The sequence below is a fragment of the Phormidesmis sp. 146-20 genome, from assembly GCF_052939475.1.
On the sequence record NZ_JBJPHT010000024.1, the window covers coordinates 71,333 to 89,538 of the forward strand.

Consider the following 18,206-nt stretch of genomic DNA (forward strand, 5'->3'; position numbering starts at 1 on the left):
ACTTTGCACTCAGCACGCTCAAAAGGTTTAGTCACACTTCTCTTGGAGACTGCACCAGGAAACGGCATAAAATCTTATACTGAATCTCCATAGTTTTTGCAAGCCCTAACAAACGATGCAACCCTCAATCAAGGTTATTTTGCTGACACTCGCTGCCACGATCGTAGGAACCCAATTAGCGACAGCGGTTCCGGTTCCCGATCGCCAGGGCGATTACCCAATACCCAAGTCAGCGAGAAGCAGCTCCCCCGGACAGTCCAATTGGATCGTCGTCGATGGAGACTCCAAAGGGCTAAACTGCCGCATGGCCAAGCAATTTCAGTCCGTAACGCTGGATGGTGCCGATGCACCCGCCGCAATTTTTTTGAATAATCAGTATGCGATCGCCGACTGGCCCATCAGGTTCACCTTCAAAAAAGGACAGCGCCTTCAAGCCGTCACGGGCAATATGGGACGCAATCAAATTATGCTCCTCGACAATCGTGGCAAGCCCTGGATTCCGGTCAGTGGGCAAAAGGGCGATCGCTCCATCAATTGCTTTATTCGCGCCAACAGCCGATTTATCAAGCCGCTCAAAGAAGATTCGATTTCGGGTAGAGCGATGGAGTGAGGAGTGAAGAGTGAGGAGTAAGGAGTGAGGAGTCAAGGAAAAGATTTGACCTGCACCCTTACACCCCAAACCCCAATCTTCACGATGCTCCCCCTCATGGCACAATCGAGAAGGGCTTTTTAGCACAGAGGGAGCGCGACATGTTTGTTTGGAATGGTATGAAGCTCAATTCTTTGAAGCGGCGATCTCGTCGAGATACCCGCAAGGGGTCGGTCAGACTGCTGATTCTAGGGCTGGTTTGCTTTCTGATCGGTTGGCAATCTCCAGCTCATGCACTGCCTCCGGGCAATCCGATTACTGATTCGCAGTCGCTGTTGAGATATGCATTGCCGATCGACAATCCTGATGTTCGCAAGCTGCAATTTAGCCTCGAAGATATCACCGCGCAACTGCGGGCCAATCGTCGCTGGGGGGCAGTCGTCGGCGATGTCAAACAAGCTTATCGAATTTTGACCGATCGCCAGACTCAACTTCTAGCCTCAATTCCCGACGACAAAAAGCCCCAGGCAGAGGCGATCATTGCCAAACTCAAAGCGGGCGTTGAAACCCTCCAAACCAGCGCCGAAGCGAAGAATAAAGAACAGACGCGATCGCAGCGGGCGGATTTGCTCAGTCTCGTCACCGACCTCGAAGAATTGATGGTGCAAAAATTCCCTTACGAGGTGCCCGAAGAATATAGCAACCTGCCTCAACTTAAAGGACGTGCGACGGTTAAAGCGAAGACGAGCCAGGGAGATTTGACGATCGTGCTCGATGGGTTTAGCGCCCCCGTCACGGCTGGCAACTTTGTCGATCTGGTCAAACGCGGCTTCTACGATGGTTTGCAGTTCACCAGAGCCGAAGATTCTTACGTGCTGCAAATTGGCGATCCGCCCGGCCCAGAAGTTGGATTCATCGATCCTGACACCAAGAAGTATCGCGCTGTCCCGTTAGAAATTTTGGTCAAAGGCGATGCGGCTCCCCTGTATGGCATCACGCTCGAAGATGCTGGACGCTATTTAGATCAGCCCGTTTTGCCTTTCTCGTCGTTTGGGGCGTTAGCGATGGCGCGTCCGGGTGAAGACCCCAATGGCGGCTCGTCTCAGTTTTTCTTCTTCTTATTTGAGCCAGAATTGACCCCCGCAGGCTTAAATCTGTTGGATGGTCGCTATGCGATTTTTGGCTTTGTCACCTCTGGTCGAGAAGTGCTAGAAAAACTCAAGGCAGGGGATACGATCGAATCCATGAAAGTCATCGACGGTCTAGAGAACCTGGTCGAACCCAAAGCCGCTTAATTGAAAATTTGATCCATAATTCAGGACTGGGTGATAGCCACTCAGTCTTTTCTCATGAAAACTCCGCATTCATTCTTTAACTGCTTATCAGTCAAGTAATGAGAATCAGAAGGTCAGGTAGAATGACTTCTAAATACATTGTTAAGTCTTCAGATATTAGTGATGGGATTTATTACAGGGATTCTTAGTGCGGTAATTGCAGCAGGTGTATCTGTTGTGATTGCTCTCATTTCTTACATTGCCAACAGAAATGCTTTGAAGTTGCAGAATGAGAAATTTGAGCGAGAACTACAAAGGAGTATGACTACTAAGTTGTATGACAAAAGACTTGAAATTTATCCTGAAGCAATTCAAATTACTGATGGACTCCGCAGATCGAAGATTGCTATTCAAGGGAAGGGTGTCCCCGAAGAGTATTTCAAAGGCATTGTCGCAAAGCTTGATGAATGGCACAGTACAAGGGCTTTTCTTTTGCTTTCAGAGAATGCAGTTCAAGCATTTTATGCTTTGCGTAAAGTGGTAAGAGAAAAGCCCGGAGTGGAAGGAGTATATTCAGAAGAACATTTGGAGAAAATGTGGAAAGCCAAAGGTGCATTCCGATATGCACTGAGGGCAGACATTCAACTTTTATATAGGGAAGAGACAAATAATTCGCTTCAAAATAGTCAAGAATAAATAGATTTCATTCTATTTGCTTTGCATTTTAGCAAGCATCTACAAGGCAATTGACAAAGTGACCCTCACAAAACAAATGCTCGTGAGCGCGAGAGCTTAGTTGGAGTTTAGCGATTTTATTTCTAAGTCATTAAGTGGATAAAACGGTTTGAGAGCTATTGAGTGAGGTGATGCATTCAGGAACGAACGACGATGGAAAACGATGACTAGCTCAGAAGCCGATTGGGTGTCAGTGCAGACGATCGGTGAACAAGGACTCCTCAAGCGCCTCCAAGCCTTTTGCCCTGCTGACGTAGTGGGAGACGATGCCGCAGTGCTCTCGATCGAAGCGGGAAAGTCACTCGTCGTCACCTCGGATGTACTGGTCGAGGACGTACATTTCAGCGATCAAACCACTCCTCCTCAAGCAGTGGGATGGCGATCGGCGGCCGCAAATCTTTCTGACCTTGCAGCAATGGGAGCTTCGCCCCTGGGAATTACCGTAGGCTTAGGGCTTCCGGGCGAATTGTCGGTGGGCTGGGTTGAGGATTTGTATCGCGGCATCACAGGCTGTTTGCAAAAGTATGGAACCGTCATTGTCGGCGGTGACATTTGTCGATCGCCCATCATTACCGTCGCTATCACCGCATTCGGGCAAGTCGAGCCAGCCAGCGTGATTCGTCGCTCAACGGCTCAAATTGGAGATGCCATCTTAGTCACAGGCTATCACGGCTCTTCAAGAGCAGGTTTAGAACTGTTGCTCTATCTAGAACTTGCAGAAACCCCCAATGAAGCCGATCTCACCACCCTAATCCAAGCCCACCAATTCCCCAACCCTCGCCTGGACGTTCTACCTTTCCTCCCTCCTCCCTCCTCCCTCCTCCCTATTTCTGGAATGGACAGCAGCGACGGGCTTGCGGACGCGATCGTTCAGATCTGTCGTGCCAGTCAAGTTGGGGCGAGAGTTGATCGATCTGCAATTCCCATCCATCCTGCTCTAAAGCGTCTGGTGTCTCCCAAAAAGGTGATGAACTGGGCGCTTTATGGTGGAGAAGACTTTGAACTGGTGTTGTGTCTGCCGCTAGAAGCCGCACAAGTATTAGTCGAGAAAGTAGAGGGAGCGGCGATCGTGGGCAAAATCACTTCTGACCTTGATATTCGCGTCGTCGATCCAACTGGAGAAATACCCGATGAGGTTCTCACTTTAGAAGGCGGCTTTCAGCACTTTGACAGTGATTAGACGGCAGTGATTAGACGTTAGATGTCAAGCTCGGTTAATCAGGTTTCGACTACTTTTCATCTATTTTTTTCATCTGTTTGATGTGACAAAATTTGTTCTACGCCTTCTCGTAATGCTGCCGTCTGGAATGCCACCACATTTCAGATAGATTTTCTTTTACAGCAGGCTGATAGAACTTCTATTTAGAGGCAGCATTGATCAGAGGAGAATTCGGAAAACTCTGCCATAACTGGTTTTACTTCCCGACAAAGCCCTTCTCGATCAGACTTTCGCCAGGAGGCAGTAACCCCAACTTTTAGTAATTTGAGACTTCAATGGAAAAACTTTTCAGGTTAACTGTTTGAGAGTCAACCAACAGAGCTTTAAAATCAGGAAGAGTACCGACGACTGGCCGTGTTTCGTCTCGGTACTCTTGCTGGTTCGCTCCTCACACTCCAATAATATATCTGAGCGCCCAGGTTTTGTCACGGATTGGGAGATAAAAATAAGTTATGACACCAAGATGACAGCGATGTGTCTCTCAATGAAAGGGCTAAAGCTCATCCGGTGCACAGATCCCCAAACCTTCTTGGAGCAACGATCGCAGCAGTCTTTGAGTCACCATCACCAAACTTAATCTTCGTGGAGACAAATTCACAAGTTGGCAAACTTTGTAGAAGCGCTGGAAAGCTTGAGCGAGCGCGATCGTCCCTTTAAAGACTGTTTGACTGCTCTGGGTCATAGAAGCGTCATACAGATCATCTAGAACGGAAATTATCAAAAAAATCAGATCTCGATCTGCTGGTTCACTAAGGTCAGGCTTAGATTGTGTCCTATTTGACCGATCTAACTCAATTCCTGCTTCTTTAGCCAGACGGATCAGCGTTACACAGCGCGCATGGCTGTACTGACAAAGAAAAGTGCTCTCGTCTGAAGGCAATTTATCCGCAGAAATCAGGGGTATCCGGGGTGGCTTCTCGATTAAGAATTGTAACCAGATTGCGAATCCTCGATCACTCAACACAAACTCCAGATAGCCTAATGCTGTGACTCGTACCGTAAATTCACGCAAAATGTCTTGAAACACCGTAGATTCCTCGGTCTGGGGTGCATCAAACTGGGTGAAGTTTTTTGCGACTTGATACGCCAAAGGCAAGGCTGTTCTCAGTGAGCCAGAAGCTAATTTGAGGGCGATCGCAGACTGATACTCAGTTAGAGACGTTGCATTTCTGACCTGCCTGAGTGGAATCTGTGCCGCACAAAGCTTGCTGCTGTAAGAAGAATTATTCTGTCTCTGAGGTGAAGAAGCTTTTGCTACTACAACATCCTCCTTCGGGTAGATTGTTTCAAATAGTCTGTCCAGTAACAATATGCGAAACGTAGGATAAGTAATCTTATGTAGGCTACAATTCATGGTATTTACGGTTGATGCTCTAGGATAAGGTTGATTTTGGTCAAATTTCGGTCGAAAATCCTCCAGTTTCGTTAAGAGTCCATGTCGCTTGTAGTTACAATTACTGAGATCAGGCTACAAACAAGGAGACTCTACTTTCGGATTTCTCCCTTTAGTGCAAAAGTGTCTAAAGGTGCCTATCTCTATTCCGATCGGTTGAGAAATGAGCCAGCGTTTCGGTTTCTGCTAAATACTCAGTGACTTGTCAAAGTCTCACACTGTTCTCCAACAGCCTTTAACTTATGTACTCAGTATCTCCCCAACAAAATTCAGAAGCGTCTCGTCCATTTTTGACGTGGCAGCGCATTATTGATTGGGCCCAAGAACATTATCGAGTTCGGTCTTTTAGTAAAGATGAGCGAATTCCTGCCCGTCCAGGTCTACTTTATCTGGTGCAAAAAGGTGCCGTAAGACTCGTGGGAACAGCCCAGGTCAACGCCACTGGCGGCAATGCATCTCGTCTCGCTCGTATCAGCCCCGAAGAAGCATTCTTAGGATTTGTCGGCGCAGGGCAACCCTTTGAGATTGTGGCGCAGTCACCGTTTACGCTACAAAGCTATGCTCACGTTGACCAAACCTCCGTGGTCTGGATGTATTGGCACGATCTGGACAACTGGCCGCATTTTCGCCGCGAAGTGTTGGATGCTTTCCGCTATCAGCATCAGCGCAAACTTCTCTGGCTCAGTACACTTGGACAGCGCAGAACTATCGATCGCCTCCTCGGTTTTCTGACACTGCTGATTGAGGAATATGGCGAACCGACCGAAGACGGCTACTGTCTGCCTTTTCCGTTGACTCATGCCCAGATCGGGAGCGCGATCGGTTCAACTCGCGTTACGGTCACCCGTCTGATGGGCAAGCTGCGCCAAAAAGGAATGATTCGCACTCAGGGCGATAATCTGCTCTGTTTGCCGACTGACTCGGTTTTGACCACGCGGAATACGCAGAGTCAGGGATGAGGGGTCATCTTCGACAGGCTTCACGATAGGGATGAGGGATGAACAGCAGCGTTTGTCTTCCTCAATCCTTTGAGCTTGAAGATTCAGAAAGGTTGCCAATAAAGAAGGCAGGGAGCGAGTTGAACTTACTTCCTGCCTTTTTGCATGATTTAGAAAAGTTTGGTTAACGCAATGTTGGAGCGGCGATCGCTTCTCCTAGCGGGGGTTGTAAAGCCACAGATTTAGAAGCCTGTTGAGCCAGGGTTGGCACCTGATCGCGAAGCCGAGCGGTTAGCTGCTGTGTCTTGGAGTCGTAGATCTGGGTCAGCAGTTTTGGATAGAAGCCAATGCCAATAATCGGAACTAGCAAACTGGCAATGATAAAAACTTCGCGAGGTTCTGCATCGATGAGCGCTTCGTGTGAGGTCAGTTCTTTGTTTTCTGGCCCGTAGAAGATTTCGCGCAGCATTGAGAGCAAGTAGATGGGCGTGAGAATGACCCCGATCGCTGCCAAGCCCACCACAATAATTCTAAAAGTCTGACTGTAAGCGTCACTGGTAGCAAAGCCGACAAATACCATCAGTTCGGCGACAAATCCACTCATTCCAGGCAGAGCCAGCGAGGCCAGCGAACAAGCCGTAAACATGGAGAAGATTTTGGGCATCTGTTTGCCGACACCGCCCATCTCGTCCAGCATCAGGGTGTGGGTACGATCGTAGGTTGCTCCTACCAAAAAGAACAAACTCGCCCCAATTAAACCGTGAGACACCATCTGCAAAACGGCACCACTTAACCCTAAATCGGTAAATGAGGCGATGCCAATCAGGACAAATCCCATGTGAGAGATCGAGGAATAGGCAATCTTTCGCTTCAAGTTGCGCTGGGCAAAGGAAGTGAGAGCCGCATAGATAATATTCACTACTCCCAAAATCACCAGAGCTGGTGCCACCGTTGCATGAGCCGCCGGAAGCATTTCTGCATTCATCCGAATCAACGCATAGCCACCCATTTTGAGGAGAATGCCAGCCAGCAGCATGTGAACGGGAGCCGTCGCTTCACCGTGGGCATCGGGTAGCCAGGTGTGGAGCGGAATGATCGGCAGTTTGACCGCGTAGGCAATCAGAAAGCCCGTATAAACCCAAAGCTGAAAGTTGAGCGGAAAATCTTTGGCGGCCAAAGCGCGAAAATCGAAGGTCACCGTGTCACCATAAAAAGCCATCGCCAGCCCTGCAACCAGGATGAACAGCGAACCGCCTGCCGTGTACAAAATGAATTTTGTTGCTGCATACAGCCGTTTTTTGCCGCCCCAAATCGACAGCAGAAAATAGATAGGCACCAGTTCCAGTTCCCACGAGAGGAAGAACAGCAGCATATCCTGAACCGCAAAAACCGCAATCTGACCGCCGTACATCACCAGCATCAGAAAGTAGAACAGGCGAGGCTTAAAGGTGACGGGCCAAGCTGCCAAAATCGCCAGGGTGGTGATAAATCCTGTCAAAATAATCAGGGGCATCGACAATCCATCGGCACCAACTGACCAATTGAGATCTAACTGAGAAACCCAGGGGTAGCTTTCGACAAGCTGAAGATCTGGATTTGCAAAGTCGTATTGAGTGTAGAAGGCGTAGACGATCAGGACAAAATCCAGCAGCCCAACGATCAGCGAGTACCAGCGAACGGTTTTGCCGTCCTTATCGGGAATGATGGGGATTAAGAGAGAGGCTGCGATCGGAAACAAAATGATCGTGGTCAGCCAAGGAAAATTGGCGGTTAGCATTCTAGTTTTTAAGGTTGAGTTATGAGGCGTTTGAGAGAGGTGGCGATCGACGATAGCGGTTGACTGTCATCAGGATCTTATCTACCCCAAAGGACTAACAGCCAACCTCTCATAACTTCTTTAGGTTGCGCCTGAAAAGATCACAAGTCCAAGGACGGCGACAAAAATAATCAGGGCATAGAATTGGGCCCGACCACTTTCCAGATATTTCAACCCTTCTCCAGACAGCAAGGTGGCAAGTCCGGCCAGGTTGACTACACCGTCTACGACTTTGGAATCCACTTCTAAGACCTGACGAGCGAGACGACGACTGCCTTTGACAAAGAGTTCGCCGTAGATTTCGTCAAAGTACCACTTGTTGAGCGACAGATTGTAGAGGAATGGAATCTTGGCTGCGATCGCCTTCGGATCAATCTTGCCGCGCAGGTAGATCAGAGAGGCTAGGGTAATCCCAATCAGCGAGATCCCCACTGAACTACCCGCCATCACATAAAACTCAGACAGCGTTTCTTGGCTGGCTTCGGCTGCGATTTGAACGGCTTCACCAGGCGTGTGAATGAATTCCTCAAAGTAGTTGCCGAAGGGTGTTCCGACCAGTCCGATCAGCGTTGAAGGAATGGCCAAAAGCAGCAACGGTAACGTCATCGTCAACGGAGATTCGTGAGGCTTTTCGGCGTGGTGTTCAGGGTTGCCGGGATCGACTTCTTCGCCGCCCGGAGCTTCCATTGTTAGTTCTTTGGGGTTCATTGCGCCGGGCCCAAATGCCAGCCCCATCTTCTGAAGCTGCTCGTTTTTGAGAACTTGCTTGACGGCAGCATCCGTGCCTCGGAATTTCCCTTCAAACGTGCTGAAATACATGCGGAACATATAGAACGCCGTGATCCCAGCCGTCAGATAGCCAATTACCCAGAGTGCAGGATTGGCGGCAAACGTGGCACCGAGAATTTCATCCTTTGACCAGAAGCCCGCAAAGGGCGGAATCCCTGAAATTGCCAACGTTCCAATCAAAAAGGTGATCGCCGTCATGGGCATGTACTTTCTCAAGCCACCCATCATCCGCATGTCTTGAGCGTAAACGGGATCATGTCCGACGACTTCTTCCATGCCGTGGATCACCGACCCAGAGCCAAGAAACAGCATCGCCTTAAAGTAAGCGTGAGTCATCAGGTGAAAGAGACCCGCACTGTAGGCACCCACGCCCATCGCCATCACCATGTATCCCAACTGAGACATCGTGGAGTAGGCGAGACCTTTCTTGATGTCGTTTTGGGTAATGGCGATCGATGCCCCCAAAAATGCCGTGAATGCTCCCGTCCAAGCGATCACATCCATTGATGCGGGAATGCCTTCAAACATCGGGAACATACGAGCAATCAAGAAGACCCCTGCCGCCACCATCGTCGCCGCATGGATCAAAGCAGAAATGGGAGTCGGGCCTTCCATCGCGTCCGGCAGCCAAACGTGGAGCGGAAACTGGGCTGATTTTGCCACCGGGCCCAAGAAGACCAGAATGGCGAATAATCCCGCTAACCAAGCGCTGATTGAGCCAGTGGCCACGAGGTCTTGGAGACGATCGCCAATCACATTAAAGTCAAAACTGCGAGTTGCCCAATACAAACCCAAAATACCAAGCAGTAACCCAAAGTCACCCACCCGGTTCGTCACAAACGCCTTTTGGCAGGCATCGGCCGCCGCTTTACGGTAAAACCAAAACCCAATCAGCAGATAGGAACACATGCCCACCAGTTCCCAAAAAATGTAGACCTGGACGAGATTAGGGCTAATCACCAGACCCAGCATCGAGGAACTGAACAGACTCAAATACGCATAAAAGCGAACATATCCGGGATCGTGCGCCATGTAGCCATCGGTGTAGACCATGACCAAAAAAGCAACCGTCGTCACGATCACGAGCATTAATGACGAGAGCGGGTCGATCACATACCCCATCGACAGGTGAAAGTCGCCCGCCGAGGCCCACTCAAACATTTGAGTATAGGGGGCATGTCCACGAAATTGGCTCCAAAACAGAGCAAACGAGAGGGTCATCGCCGCGCCAATCAGAGACACGATGAAGATAGAGTTTGCCTGTCGGAGACGATTGACATCTTTATTGAATGAGATCAGCCCTAGACCAACTAGCATCGCACCTGCAAGAGGCAGGACGGGAATTAGCCAGGCATACTGATAAATCGGTTCCATCACTCACGCCTAGTTTAGAGTTCTTTACTATCCAGGGTAGTCAATTTGGGCAACGTTGGGATAGTCTGATCCAAATGACTGGGATTGGAAATTGCAATCCTAGTTTCTATGGGATAGTATTTCCAATTTGTTTATAGTCAACATCTGTAATAGGACAGGCAAAAGAGCCAGGTTGTCTTAAGATTTCGACACACTTTTGATAGAGAAGTCTCTATCTTTTAAGAAAAGCTGACTCTAGAACGAGCAATTTCAACTCCTCCTTAACGCTTCAATCTCAACTATTTAAAAATATTTCAAAAGCTAATTTTTCAAATCCTGACGCTGAGTGCAGTTTGCTTCCATGATTTTTGATTCTTCGCACTATTGGTTGAGAAACGCCCATATTCCAGCTTCGATCGTCGTTGGCGGCACCAAATGGACTCCTCGCAAACCGCCTGAAGATCACCTGTTATCTGTAGATTTAGAGATTATTGAGGGCAGCATTGCGACGATCGTGTCTGCCGGAACTTACACCAGCTATCCGCATCCATCGATGGATCTGCGAGGCGGAATGGCTCTCCCCTGTTTTGTCGATCTGCACACGCATTTGGATAAAGGCCACATTTGGAATCGCGCTCCCAATCCAGATGGCACTTTTGAAAGCGCGTTGAATGCGGTTCAAACTGATGCCGCCAAAAATTGGAACGCTGATGACGTTTACCGCCGCATGGAATTTGGGCTGAAATGCAGCTATGCTCACGGTACTCAGGCGATTCGTACCCACATCGATGCGTTTGGGGAGCAGGGCGAAATTAGCTTTAGCGTCTTTAGAGAACTGCGAGAAAAATGGAGCGATCGCTTAACGCTGCAAGCCGTTTGCCTTGTGCCGCTGGATTACTTTCTCACGCCCGACGGTGAAAAATTAGCCGATCTGGTGGCCCAATCTCAGGGGATTTTGGGGGGTGTCGCCTACATGAATCCCGACATTGAAGCGCAGGTCGATCGCGCCTTCACCCTGGCCAAAGACCGCAAACTCAATCTCGACTTTCACACCGACGAAACTAACGATCCCCAATCAATGACGCTGCGATCGGTCGCTCAGGCAGCCATTCGGCACAAGTACAAAGGAAAAGTGGTCTGTGGGCACTGCTGTAGTTTGTCGGTTCAAGAAGACGTGGAAGCCAATCAAACGATCGCTCTGGTCAAAAAAGCGGGCGTTGGCGTAGTCAGCCTGCCCCTGTGTAACCTCTATCTCCAAGATCGCAAACCTGGCCGCACTCCTCGCTGGCGCGGGGTAACCTTGCTGCATGAGTTAAAACAAGCGGGGGTAACGGTGGCGATCGCTCATGACAACTGCCGCGATCCCTTTTATGCCTTTGGCGATCACGATGCTTTTGAGGTCTTCAATCTATCGGTGCGAATTGCTCAACTCGATCGTCCCTACGGCGATTGGGTCAATGCGATTACGTCTAACCCGGCTGATCTGATGGGCTTGCCCAATGTCGGCAGAATCGGAGTCGGACTCCCCGCCAATCTGGTGCTATTTAAGGCGAGAAGCTACAGTGAACTGCTGTCTCGATCGCAGCACGATCGTCTAGTTCTCCGAAACGGCAAGGCGATCGATGCAACGCTGCCTGACTATAGTGAATTAGATGACTCGAAAGAACTTTGACCTGACGCGCTCGGTAAATTGTTTCCCTATTTGGCGATGGAGATTTTGGATACCAATTTCCTACCAAAATCGGCTTAAGATGCAGAAGAAATGTTCACATAGAACGTCTGATGACTTCGACAACTAGCCCCTTTGATCTGAAAGCTGCGATCGCTGACCTTACCGGACTTGATATCATCACCGATCCCAATCAGATCGTCAAACTCTCGCAAGACTACTACACTTTTAGCCCCGTCCTCGTCGAACAATTGACCGGAAAAGTCGGCGGGGTGGTGATTCGTCCTGTTGATGAGGCGGAAGTGATCCGAGTGGCGCAAGTCTGCGTGAAGTACAAAATTCCGCTGACGGTACGAGGCGCAGGAACGGGTAACTATGGGCAGTGTGTTCCTCTCGAAGGTGGCGTAATTTTGGACATGACCCGAATGACGGCGGTGAAATGGGTCAAACTGGGGATGGCGAGAATGGAGGCAGGGGTCAAACTTTCGGTTTTGGACAAGCAGACACGAGAAACGGGCTGGGAAATTCGTATGGCTCCGTCTACCTATCGAACGGCGACGATCGGCGGCTTTATCGGCGGCGGCAGTGGAGGCATTGGGTCTGTCACGTATGGACAACTGCGCGATCGCGGCAATCTGCAAGCGGTTCGGGTGGTAACGATGGAAGACGAACCAAAAGCGATCGAGCTTCGGGGCGATGATGTCTACAAAGTGGCTCACGCTTACGGAACGAATGGCATTATTACGGAATTAGAAGTTCCCCTCGCGCCCGCTTATCCCTGGGCAGAGGCGATCGTGACGTTTCCAGACTTTATGACGGCGGCTCGATTTGGCCAGGCGATCAGTGATGCCGACGGCGTGATCAAAAAGCTGGTTTGCATCTGTGCTGACCCGATTCCGGGCTATTTTGCTGCGCTCAAGAGTTACTTTCCAGAAGGGTCACACTGCGCGTTGTTGATGGTGTCTGAAACCAGCCTTGAAGCCTTAAATGAGTGGGTTAAGGATTTTGGGGGAGCGATCGCTTACCAAAAAACGGCTCAAGAAGCAAGCAAAGGCGTTACGTTGTCCGAGTATTCCTGGAATCACACCACGCTTCATGCTCGCAGTGTTGACCCGACGTTGACCTATTTGCAGACCCTGTTTCCTGAGGACAAACAACTGACCTTGCTCGAACACATGTATCAACACTTTGGCGATGAAGTCATGATGCACCTGGAATTTTTGCGTGTGGGGGGAGTGGCTCGTCCGGCTGCTTTGCAAGTGGTGCGCTACACAACCGAAGAACGCCTCAACGAAATTATTGCCTACCACGAAGCCAAAGGCGCTTTTATCTTCAATCCTCATACCTATGTGTTAGAAGACGGCGGCATGAAGCAGGTCGATGTCGAACAACTTAAATTTAAAGAAAAAGTTGATCCCTACGGATTACTTAATCCTGGCAAAATGCGGGCGTGGCTAGAGCGATAAAGATTTGCTTGAGAGAAATTGAAGCTGGAACCACTTCTAAAGATCGTTTCTAAAGATCGTCAAAGGGATTGAAGAAATCGAGGCGAGGAGGTTCGCGATCAGCTAACTCTGAAGGCGGTCGATCGTTGCTCCAGGCCCACCAGACGGTTGTACATTGGCACTGATAAAATTCTTGCCATTTTTTGCGATAGTCCTCCAAAAAGACAGGCGATCGGCGATTGATCCAAACTCGCTCTGCTTCGAGACAGGTTTTGTGACAGTTGGGGCAGTGAAACTCATGGGCGTGGACGGCTGATTTAGTCCAAGCGGGCGGCATTGGCTCGAAAGCATCCATGTATCGCGACGTAAGAAGGCTTTGCTTATTATGACCTGTGAATCGGGGGATAGGGGAATCGGGCGATGAGGAGAAAATTTCTGATCGAGTCCAAATAACTTTTGTATCACCCCTCAGATTTACTGACATTTTCTGTGTTGATCGAAGCATTTTTAGGTATCGTCTAAGGGGCAACGGTTCATCTACCGTGAGGGTAGTCCTCAAGCGCGTTTTGCTCGATCGTCAATAAGGTGCCGCCTCATGGGTTTGCTCAATCTTGTCTCGCTGCTTGGAATTTTTGGTTTGTGTGCGATCGCCTGGTTATTTTCCGAGAATCGCAGTTTGCGGGTGTTTCCGTGGCGCGTGGTTGGAATGGGCATTTTGCTGCAACTAATTTTGGGCGCGCTAGTTTTTCTAGTGCCGTTTACGAGAGAAGCGCTGCAAGGCTTTAGTAACCTTCTGGATGGGGTATTTTTGGCAGCAGATACCGGAGCAAATTTTGTCTTTGGCAATAATATTGTGCCGCTTCCGACCAGACCCGCGACTGTGAATTTGGGCTATATTTTTGCCTTTCGAGCTTTACCGACGGTGATCTTTTTCTCTGGCTTGATGGCGTTGCTCTACAACATTGGCGTGATTCAAGTGATCACCAATGTATTTGCCAAAGTGTTTTACTCCGTGATGCGATTGAGTGGGGCTGAGGCTTTGAGCGGGGCAGCGAATATTTTTGTGGGCGTTGAAGCGGCGATCGTCGTCAAGCCTTATCTCCCAAAAATGACCCGAAGCGAACTCTGCGCCATTCTCGCCTGTTGTTTTGGGACGGCGGCCTCCTCAACGCTGGCAATCTACGTCAGTTTTTTGCGTCCTGTTTTCCCAAATATTTTGGGACATCTGGTTTCCGCCTCGATTATTGCTATTCCAGCCTGTTTTGTGTTGTCAAAGATTCTGGTTCCCGAAACCGAAATTCCACTAACGGCGGGTGGCATTCCCAGCGAAAAAACGACGCGAGATGAGTTTAACGATGACTTTGACGAAGAAGAATTTGCCCCTCCAGAAACCGTCTCAGGAGAACCGATCGAGCGCGTTAGCCCACTGGATGCGGCGATCGTCGGAGCGTTGGATGGCGTAAAAATGGCGGTGTCGATCGCGGCTGTGCTGATTCTAATTTTGGGCTTAGTCTCGTTGATCAATCAAATTTTTGCAGGGCTGGCTAACATTCCCGGTGTAATTGGACAGTTTTTTGGCATTGTCACGCTGGCCAATATCGAAGGCGCGATGTTTTTGCCTTTCACCTTTCTCACAGGGGTCTCTCTAGAGTGGAATGAGCTTTGGGAATCGTCAGTTATTATCGGCCGCAGACTACTCGAAACGGCCATTCCCCCTTATCAAGCGCTCGCCACCGCCGCCGCCCGCCCTGACAACCCCTTAAGCGATCGCGCCGTTTTGATCATCAGCTATGCGCTCTCTGGATTTGCTCACCTCGCCTCTGTGGGAATCTTTGTAGGAGGCACGATCGCGCTAATTCCCTCTCGCCGTAAAGACATCTCAGAATTGGGCTGGAAGGCTCTGTTTGCCGGAACCTTAGCAACTTTGATGATCGCCTGTGTCGCCGGATTTTATGATACCGGAAGCGCCAGCATTCTAGGTGAAAAGCCTGCGATCGTGGCTCCTGCCGCCTCCCCTAAAGCCACCCCGCTGTCCGTCCCCGTTGCTCCCGCCGCTCCCAAAACCCTTGCCCCTTCGCCTCCTGCCCCTCCCAAAGCCACCGCCAAACCGACCAAACCAGCCAAAAAGCCAGCCGCCGCTCCCACCCCTTCACCTCGCTAGAGTAGCGGCGTGATATAGTTTGCGATCGTTCCCCCCGCGATTCTCTCTGATGCCCTTTTTCAAACTTCCTGATCTCTTTCGACCAATTGTTCCGAGCGATCGTACCCCTGGTTTACGTCGTGCATATCTTTTAGCAGCTATCTTCTTCACAGCAGTATTGCTGATTTCACTTCATCGCTATTTTGTTTTCTATACATCCTACGATCAAGGACTGTTTAACCAGGTATTTTGGAACAGTTTACACGGGCGATTCTTCCAGAGTTCGCTGACTTCCAATAATTCCATTTCATCAATGGCAGATGGAGCGATTCCCACCGTATCTTTTTTACATTTGGGTCAGCATCTCATTCTAAATTTTCTTCTATGGCTACCGTTGTATGCGCTATATCCCAATCCAGCGACTTTAATTGTGTTGCAGGTTGGGTTGATGGCTGTTGGCGGGCTGTTGCTCTATGCCTTGGCGAGACACTCTCTATCGCCCCAGCTTTCACTCTGGATTACTGGAGGATATTATGCAGCGATCGCCGTCATCAGTCCCACTGTTGCCAATTTTTATGAGCAGTGTCAGATTCCGCTGTTTATGTTTGGCTTACTGCTGGCCCTTGAGAAACAGTCTTGGCGATGGTTTTGGGTGTTGGCGCTGCTTGTCTTAGGCATTCGAGAAGATGCTGGAATCATGCTGTTTGGCGTGGGCGTTTATTTGCTGATTAGTCGGCGGCATCCCAAAACCGGATTCGCGCTTTGTCTGTTGAGCTTTAGCTATGTGGCGATCGTCACGAGCGTGATCATGCCGCAAATCTCAGAGGACAATCCTCGCCTCTACATGGCCGTGCGGTTTCGGCAATTTGTCAACCACGATGAACCGACGACACTAGAAGTTTTATGGGGCATGTTGACCAATCCGATCGCCCTGATTACCAGCATTTTTACACCCGTCGATCGGCGCTTAATTTATCTCGTTTCTCACTGGCTTCCCGTAGCTTTTGTGCCGATGATTTCTGCGTCTGCCTGGATTGTGAGCGCTCCGCCATTATTGTCCCTGTTTGCCCAATCTGGCGTGTCTGCTCTCTCGATCAATTTGCGCTATGCCCTAGCCGTCGTTCCCGGACTTTTTTATGGAGCGGTGCTGTGGTGGTCACATCATCCCCAGTCCTTTACGCCTAGAGTTCGGCGTTTTTGGAGCGTCTGCATTGCGCTGTCGATCGTGTTCACAATTACCAATAATCCCAATCGAGCGTTTTCATTTGTGATTCCTGATTCCATTCGCCCTTGGGTTTTCGTTCCGATCGCACGTCAATGGGAACACGCCCAGTATATCAATCGTGTGATTGGCGACATTCCCCCAGATGCCAGCGTTTCAGCCACCACGCACCTGATTCCCCAATTGTCGAGTCGCCGAGAAATTATTCGCTTGCCTGCGCTGCAATTGCGTGACGATCGCAATCAGGTGATCCAGATGGAATACGCTGTTGCCGACATCTGGCAGTTACGAGAATACAAAAAAGCTTTTAAAGACACGCTAAGTCATTTTGTTGCCATCGTCCCCGCTCTAGACAAGCTAATTACGACGGGTGAATATGGCATCCTGCGAGCAGAAGATGGGGTCGTCTTGCTCAAGAAAGGAGGGCGATCGTCGATCGAGGCACTAGCAGAGTGGCAAAAACTTAAAGGATGACCAACCAGTATTTCACCGCCTACAGAGCTTATGTTGACCTAAAAGACTGAACTAAAAGAACCTCAGTTCAGTGAACTTCTTTGCTACAGCTCCAACCGCGGGAGAGCTAACTAAATCTTCCACAAGTGAGGCACTTTGAGCCGGAAATCTTCTCTGAAAGTCCCTCAGAATGGAAGGCGGGAGGGCAGAAGAACCTGAGAACAAAGCGAAAAAACTATATCGAATTGACGTTAAAAAATGTAGCTAACCTGAGTACGGGTTAAGCCGAAACCATCAAATTGTGGTCAAGCACGATAGAAGGCTTCTTGGGTGGATGGCATTGCTTTGCCAGGTTCTGCCAGACATCGCCCTTGTCGGCAACCACCTTGCCAAACAACTGCCGCACTAATCCCGGCACGGGCGTACGCTCATCGGGGTTGCCCGGAGTCAGCACGAAATTCAGCAGTTCGCCTCGGTCGTTCACGACCAGATGCAATTTGAAGCCAAAGGACCGATCGACCGAGGTTTTGCCGCGTGCAGCTAAGTCCTCCAACACTTTGTGCTGCTTGATGCGAGATGATTACATGCCCACTCTGCCTACACCTTCGCTTGATAATAGGTGTTGAAGTTTGTAGGTGTTGAAGTTTGCGGTAGCACGACTGATGAAAGCCCATCAGAATCGTCATGATTTCGCTCAATCTCAAGCTTCGGGGTCGATCGCGCTGCTTGAGTCCGAATCCTAGAAGTTGCTTTTTCCATTGCGGTTCAACGCTGCGGCAGAAATCATCGACGGAGCAAAAGAGTTCTTCTATACTAAATCTGAGGGCAAGCTAGACGTGAATTTTTAGCATTTTCAGTCTATCGGGTTTGCCCCTTTCTTGTCTCAATTCTTATCCCGTACTCAAGTTAGCTAATAAACCGTGAATTCAAAAAATCCCTTTGCTTCAGATACGAGATGTTTTCTAAGTCCTCTTTCTTGAGATGTAGAAGGGTTGTAGGCTCCTCAGTGTTGAAAACGAAAGGCGAATTCATCAATAAATTTACTTGTGGACAGAGCGTGTAAAAGACAATAAAAAAGAAGAGCAAGACATCTAAAAGTCTCACTCTTCTTCGTGACATACCCCCAGGGGAATTCGAACTACTGAGAACAGTTTTACTTTGAGTGGAGATT

13 protein-coding genes and 1 pseudogene are annotated in these 18,206 nt (G+C 49.4%); 9 read left to right on the forward strand and 5 right to left on the reverse strand.

From position 1 onward, the window contains the following. The first annotated feature begins 115 nt into the window (after window positions 1–115). The 4 genes from ACKFKH_RS18965 (at window position 116) to thiL (ending at window position 3,778) form a co-directional block, all read left to right on the forward strand. Entirely contained in the window at window positions 116–610 is a 495-nt protein-coding gene (locus ACKFKH_RS18965) for a hypothetical protein (RefSeq protein WP_446859896.1), read from the forward strand. Between the two features lie 140 nt (window positions 611–750). Next, window positions 751–1,884 carry a peptidylprolyl isomerase gene (locus ACKFKH_RS18970; RefSeq protein WP_446859897.1) on the forward strand — a complete coding sequence of 378 codons (1,134 nt, stop codon included), beginning with the start codon at window positions 751–753 and terminating at the stop codon, window positions 1,882–1,884. A gap of 162 nt (window positions 1,885–2,046) precedes the next feature. Next, window positions 2,047–2,559, forward strand: coding sequence for a hypothetical protein (locus tag ACKFKH_RS18975; RefSeq protein ID WP_446859898.1), 513 nt, complete (start codon window positions 2,047–2,049; stop codon window positions 2,557–2,559). 202 nt (window positions 2,560–2,761) lie between these two features. Further along, entirely contained in the window at window positions 2,762–3,778 is a 1,017-nt protein-coding gene (gene thiL, locus ACKFKH_RS18980; protein ID WP_446859899.1) for a thiamine-phosphate kinase, read from the forward strand. A 532-nt stretch (window positions 3,779–4,310) separates the two neighbouring features. Here thiL and ACKFKH_RS18985 read toward each other — a convergent pair. Beyond that, a complete protein-coding gene (locus ACKFKH_RS18985) occupies window positions 4,311–5,171 on the reverse strand; it encodes a DALR anticodon-binding domain-containing protein (RefSeq protein ID WP_446859900.1) in 861 nt (286 codons plus the stop codon). 281 nt (window positions 5,172–5,452) lie between these two features. Between ACKFKH_RS18985 and ACKFKH_RS18990 the strand changes: the two genes are divergently transcribed. After that, on the forward strand, window positions 5,453–6,169 hold the full coding sequence (locus tag ACKFKH_RS18990; protein WP_446859901.1) for a Crp/Fnr family transcriptional regulator: 717 nt from the start codon (window positions 5,453–5,455) through the stop codon (window positions 6,167–6,169). Between the two features lie 163 nt (window positions 6,170–6,332). Here ACKFKH_RS18990 and ACKFKH_RS18995 read toward each other — a convergent pair whose 3' ends face one another. Both ACKFKH_RS18995 and ACKFKH_RS19000 read right to left on the reverse strand, forming a co-directional pair. Beyond that, window positions 6,333–7,925, reverse strand: a complete 1,593-nt coding sequence (locus ACKFKH_RS18995; protein WP_446859902.1) for an NAD(P)H-quinone oxidoreductase subunit 4 — start codon at window positions 7,923–7,925, stop codon at window positions 6,333–6,335. Window positions 7,926–8,045: 120 nt separating this feature from the next. Then, on the reverse strand, window positions 8,046–10,127 hold the full coding sequence (locus ACKFKH_RS19000; RefSeq protein ID WP_446859903.1) for an NAD(P)H-quinone oxidoreductase subunit 5: 2,082 nt from the start codon (window positions 10,125–10,127) through the stop codon (window positions 8,046–8,048). Between the two features lie 340 nt (window positions 10,128–10,467). On the opposite strand from ACKFKH_RS19000, the gene ACKFKH_RS19005 reads away from it, so the two are divergent. Further along, complete coding sequence (locus ACKFKH_RS19005) at window positions 10,468–11,778, forward strand: cytosine deaminase (protein ID WP_446859904.1); 1,311 nt, start codon at window positions 10,468–10,470, stop codon at window positions 11,776–11,778. A gap of 110 nt (window positions 11,779–11,888) precedes the next feature. Next, complete coding sequence (locus ACKFKH_RS19010) at window positions 11,889–13,241, forward strand: FAD-binding oxidoreductase (protein WP_446859905.1); 1,353 nt, start codon at window positions 11,889–11,891, stop codon at window positions 13,239–13,241. A 49-nt stretch (window positions 13,242–13,290) separates the two neighbouring features. Here the strand turns inward: ACKFKH_RS19010 and ACKFKH_RS19015 are convergent, their stop codons facing one another. Further along, on the reverse strand, window positions 13,291–13,557 hold the full coding sequence (locus tag ACKFKH_RS19015) for a hypothetical protein (protein ID WP_446859906.1): 267 nt from the start codon (window positions 13,555–13,557) through the stop codon (window positions 13,291–13,293). A gap of 258 nt (window positions 13,558–13,815) precedes the next feature. On the opposite strand from ACKFKH_RS19015, the gene ACKFKH_RS19020 reads away from it, so the two are divergent. Both ACKFKH_RS19020 and ACKFKH_RS19025 read left to right on the forward strand, forming a co-directional pair. Next, complete coding sequence (locus ACKFKH_RS19020; protein WP_446859907.1) at window positions 13,816–15,381, forward strand: NupC/NupG family nucleoside CNT transporter; 1,566 nt, start codon at window positions 13,816–13,818, stop codon at window positions 15,379–15,381. 49 nt (window positions 15,382–15,430) lie between these two features. Further along, window positions 15,431–17,056: a DUF2079 domain-containing protein gene (locus ACKFKH_RS19025; RefSeq protein WP_446859908.1), complete on the forward strand. Its 1,626-nt coding sequence runs from the start codon at window positions 15,431–15,433 to the stop codon at window positions 17,054–17,056. A 325-nt stretch (window positions 17,057–17,381) separates the two neighbouring features. Here the strand turns inward: ACKFKH_RS19025 and ACKFKH_RS19030 are convergent. Beyond that, a pseudogene (locus tag ACKFKH_RS19030) lies at window positions 17,382–17,847 on the reverse strand (transposase); the annotation flags it as partial. Between the last annotated feature and the right edge of the window lie 359 nt (window positions 17,848–18,206).

What these genes read in the sequence shown, in the direction of transcription:
- ACKFKH_RS18965 (WP_446859896.1), top strand. Translation starts at nt 116, where the DNA reads ATGCAACCCTCAATCAAGGTTATTTTGCTGACACTCGCTGCCACGATC.
- ACKFKH_RS18970 (WP_446859897.1), top strand. Translation starts at nt 751, where the DNA reads ATGTTTGTTTGGAATGGTATGAAGCTCAATTCTTTGAAGCGGCGATCT.
- ACKFKH_RS18975 (WP_446859898.1), top strand. Translation starts at nt 2,047, where the DNA reads ATGGGATTTATTACAGGGATTCTTAGTGCGGTAATTGCAGCAGGTGTA.
- thiL (WP_446859899.1), top strand. Translation starts at nt 2,762, where the DNA reads ATGACTAGCTCAGAAGCCGATTGGGTGTCAGTGCAGACGATCGGTGAA.
- ACKFKH_RS18985 (WP_446859900.1), bottom strand. Translation starts at nt 5,171, where the DNA reads ATGAATTGTAGCCTACATAAGATTACTTATCCTACGTTTCGCATATTG.
- ACKFKH_RS18990 (WP_446859901.1), top strand. Translation starts at nt 5,453, where the DNA reads ATGTACTCAGTATCTCCCCAACAAAATTCAGAAGCGTCTCGTCCATTT.
- ACKFKH_RS18995 (WP_446859902.1), bottom strand. Translation starts at nt 7,925, where the DNA reads ATGCTAACCGCCAATTTTCCTTGGCTGACCACGATCATTTTGTTTCCG.
- ACKFKH_RS19000 (WP_446859903.1), bottom strand. Translation starts at nt 10,127, where the DNA reads ATGGAACCGATTTATCAGTATGCCTGGCTAATTCCCGTCCTGCCTCTT.
- ACKFKH_RS19005 (WP_446859904.1), top strand. Translation starts at nt 10,468, where the DNA reads ATGATTTTTGATTCTTCGCACTATTGGTTGAGAAACGCCCATATTCCA.
- ACKFKH_RS19010 (WP_446859905.1), top strand. Translation starts at nt 11,889, where the DNA reads ATGACTTCGACAACTAGCCCCTTTGATCTGAAAGCTGCGATCGCTGAC.
- ACKFKH_RS19015 (WP_446859906.1), bottom strand. Translation starts at nt 13,557, where the DNA reads ATGCCGCCCGCTTGGACTAAATCAGCCGTCCACGCCCATGAGTTTCAC.
- ACKFKH_RS19020 (WP_446859907.1), top strand. Translation starts at nt 13,816, where the DNA reads ATGGGTTTGCTCAATCTTGTCTCGCTGCTTGGAATTTTTGGTTTGTGT.
- ACKFKH_RS19025 (WP_446859908.1), top strand. Translation starts at nt 15,431, where the DNA reads ATGCCCTTTTTCAAACTTCCTGATCTCTTTCGACCAATTGTTCCGAGC.